This window comes from Nostoc sp. DedQUE02 (assembly GCF_034531035.1).
GTDB lineage: Bacteria > Cyanobacteriota > Cyanobacteriia > Cyanobacteriales > Nostocaceae > Nostoc.
In genome coordinates, this window is the sequence record NZ_JAVRBY020000133.1 from 1 (window position 1) to 2,990 (window position 2,990).

The 2,990-nt window shown below is 41.3% G+C and carries 3 protein-coding genes; 2 read left to right on the top strand and 1 reads right to left on the bottom strand.

Features of this window, described 5'->3' with window-relative positions; genetic code table 11:
• Window positions 1–125: 125 nt before the first annotated feature.
• Window positions 126–341 carry a hypothetical protein gene (locus RMX98_RS36085; protein ID WP_409881905.1) on the top strand — a complete coding sequence of 72 codons (216 nt, stop codon included), beginning with the start codon at window positions 126–128 and terminating at the stop codon, window positions 339–341.
• A 186-nt stretch (window positions 342–527) separates the two neighbouring features.
• On the opposite strand, the gene RMX98_RS36090 is transcribed toward RMX98_RS36085, so the two are convergent.
• Window positions 528–1,706: an enhanced intracellular survival protein Eis gene (locus tag RMX98_RS36090; RefSeq protein WP_409881906.1), complete on the bottom strand. Its 1,179-nt coding sequence runs from the start codon at window positions 1,704–1,706 to the stop codon at window positions 528–530.
• A gap of 716 nt (window positions 1,707–2,422) precedes the next feature.
• On the opposite strand from RMX98_RS36090, the gene RMX98_RS36095 reads away from it, so the two are divergent.
• Window positions 2,423–2,743, top strand: coding sequence for a DMT family transporter (locus RMX98_RS36095; RefSeq protein WP_409881907.1), 321 nt, complete (start codon window positions 2,423–2,425; stop codon window positions 2,741–2,743).
• Window positions 2,744–2,990: the final 247 nt, after the last annotated feature.

The window sequence follows — 2,990 nt, forward strand, 5'->3', positions numbered from 1 at the left end:
GTTTATCGTGTAGTTGCTTGGCGCGCGGCGCGGCTACACCGCGCCATTGCTTGTGACAGTTGCGTAAGTCCTGATAATATGGGCGGACAAGATGCCATTGGTGTCAAGTTAAAGCAGATGCCCAAATGTCAAATGATATAGCAGCAGTGCGTCAACGACACCGACGCACTGCCTTGACTAGTAGTACGCCAAGGCAACGCAAGCGGGGTCAAGGGGAAGATGGGGCCCCTCTGGGGATAAAGGGCAGGGTGAAAGGGACTTATGTTTTTTATCCCTTACCCTTTTCCCTTTACCCTTTACCCAACCTCCAAAAGCGCATTTTTGGGTTGGCAGACTACTAGTGCCATAGAACCCTGATGTTCGACTAACCAAGGAATCAGCTCTAATAGTTGAATTTAATCATTAAGTTTTACCCACTTGACAAGTTTCTATTTTTCTTAACTTGACACTAATGGCATCTTGCCCACCCCACAAGACAAGGTTAGATGTTTTTTTATTTGGAAGTCCCTTATATTTATACACTTCCCTTAAAAGAAATCAGCCACCCAAGGCGAAGCACCTGCAAATATTTGCGTAGCTGCTGAAATAGCTGTTTCTGTTCCATGCAGTTTTCCAGCTATTTGCAAATGGTAGGGAGAGAACAAACTTGTATATAGTGGTGCTAGTTCTCGGACATTTAGCTGTAACTCACCTTTTCCACCTTTTGTAACTTTACCGCGTCCATTGGCAACAGAAAGGATGAATTTACCATTGTTTGCATCTAACAAATTATCTTGAATGTCTAGGTGCAATTCAGTTTCAATTCCTGATGGATAACCCCGCATCTCTAGCGCCTTGACTACATCTACTATCCGCAGCAACCAACGCATCGTATGTTTGAGCTTGGCAGTTTGCTCTGGTAGCAGCAATGTCAAGGAATCAGTTACAGAACTCCTCCATCGCACCTGCTCAATTTGGGAGCGATGACTGGCAAGAAAAGACCAGAATGTTTGTGCGGCCGCAACTGTGAGAATTACCCAATCCTTGACTCGCAGGATTGCGCCATCCTCTGTTGAGTGTTGGCTAAAGAGGATGTAGCCTTGGGGTTTCTCTTTTGTACCGATAAAATATGCGTAAAATATTTCTTTATCATCTGGCTGGATTAAGCGCTCCCAGATTGCTGGGTGTCGATCTAAATATCCATGCGTTAGTCTGGCCTGTTGCTGATATAGTTCGTGAAAGACTTGATGATTGATATTCACTATTGGTTGCAAAGGTAGGGGTTGCTCCCGTACTTGGATAGTTTTGGTAGGAACTTCCCAATTACACCAGCTACCCCCTTGCTCATACCCGACTTTTCGGTACAAGCCTTGAACTGCTGGATAAAGAGCGGAGAGCGGTATACCCCTAGCATAAAGTTCCTTGAGGGTATGTTCCATGAGAGCGATCGCAGCTCCTGAACCACGATACTCTGGAGCAATACCCACTACAGCAATTCCTGTCATTGGTACACGCTCACCACCCCACCACTGACCCATATCCAGAGTTGCCAATCCACCAATTAATTGCTCTGACTCACGAATAATGCGAAAATTTTTTACGCCAATCTGGTTGATGTAAACTTCCTCACCACCAAGTGCGCTGATAAAACACTGCTCAAAGATGTGCCCAAGCTGCCGAATATCCTGTGGATGGGCAAGAGTGCTGTATTCAAATTGAGCCGTCATTTCTTATACCATTAGTAGGACAAAATCACAATAATACTACAGCAGGTGTTGCCCCAATGCTTAACTGAATTTTGGATTTTAGAATTGAAGATTCAAAATTAAAAATTTAAATAAGAATTCAGAATTCAGAATTCAGAATTCAGAATTTAGAATTCAGGAGTAAAACACGCTTTCTACCTGGGTAACAGACGCGAGCTTGTGTACCTCACTTTCCTTGAAATCTACTGTGGGTTGAGCAGAGTCGAAATACAAGGTCTTTAAGAGTTGCCTCTAAATTTAAATGCGAGAATAATCTAAAATCCAAAATTAATTGATAGAGCCTCTGCCTTGATTGCTGGGATCAATCTAAAATCTAAAACCCAAAAATATTTGACCAATCTTATAGCTATAAAGCTCTAGAATCAAGCTAAAATAACTATTGGACGTTTGCTTTTAACTGTCGGGAAATTTACACTTCTAAATGTATTTGTTAAGGAGTTACTTCAGGACTGTTTATTCTATTTCTAGGGCAATATGGTTCAGATAAACTTTTTTCTCCTCCCCTGCTTCCCCTGCTTCCGGTCACTGAGCGTTGGTCATTGAGCGTAGCCGAAATGAGCCGAAGTGCTGCTCCCCCTGCCTGTCTCAACGAATAAATTTCCTAACTGAACCGTATTGATTTCTAGCGCGTGGTGCGCCGCTCGTTAGTTGCTCTTAACAAACCACTTACAAAAAATATGTCAACAAGTTGGATTTACCTTCTAATGGCGATCCTGTTTGAGGTTTCAGGCACAACTTGCATGAAGTTATCGCAGGGATTTACGAAAATAGTTCCTTCAGTATTAATATTTGTCTTCTATGGACTTTGTTTTACTTTTTTAACTCTTGCTCTCAAGAAAATGGAATTAAGCGTGGCTTATTCTGTCTGGGCTGGATTGGGAACTATTTTAATTGCTCTTATTGGTATTGTCTGGTTTCGTGAATCTGCCACATTAATCAAACTTGTATCGATCGCCTTAGTAATTATAGGGGTAATTGGCATAAATTCAAATCATTGATTGAAGAAGAATTCAGAATTCAGGAGTCAGAATCCATGCTGAATTCTGACTCTTGATTTCTAAATACTTTTAATAAACCAAAACTGATCATTCTCTGACGGGGCGACGAAATAAGCTAAAAAGCTTACAATTTAAAGAATACAGCAATTTATGGTAGAAAAAGATAGGTTTGCTTTTGTCAATAAGACCTATCTATTGATAATGTTACCTAAATTTTACCAAACACATCTTAAAAGTCAACTAAGTA

Coding starts and splice junctions, on each gene's coding strand:
- RMX98_RS36085 (WP_409881905.1), top strand. CDS start 126: ATGTCAAATGATATAGCAGCAGTGCGTCAACGACACCGACGCACTGCC.
- RMX98_RS36090 (WP_409881906.1), bottom strand. CDS start 1,706: ATGACGGCTCAATTTGAATACAGCACTCTTGCCCATCCACAGGATATT.
- RMX98_RS36095 (WP_409881907.1), top strand. CDS start 2,423: ATGTCAACAAGTTGGATTTACCTTCTAATGGCGATCCTGTTTGAGGTT.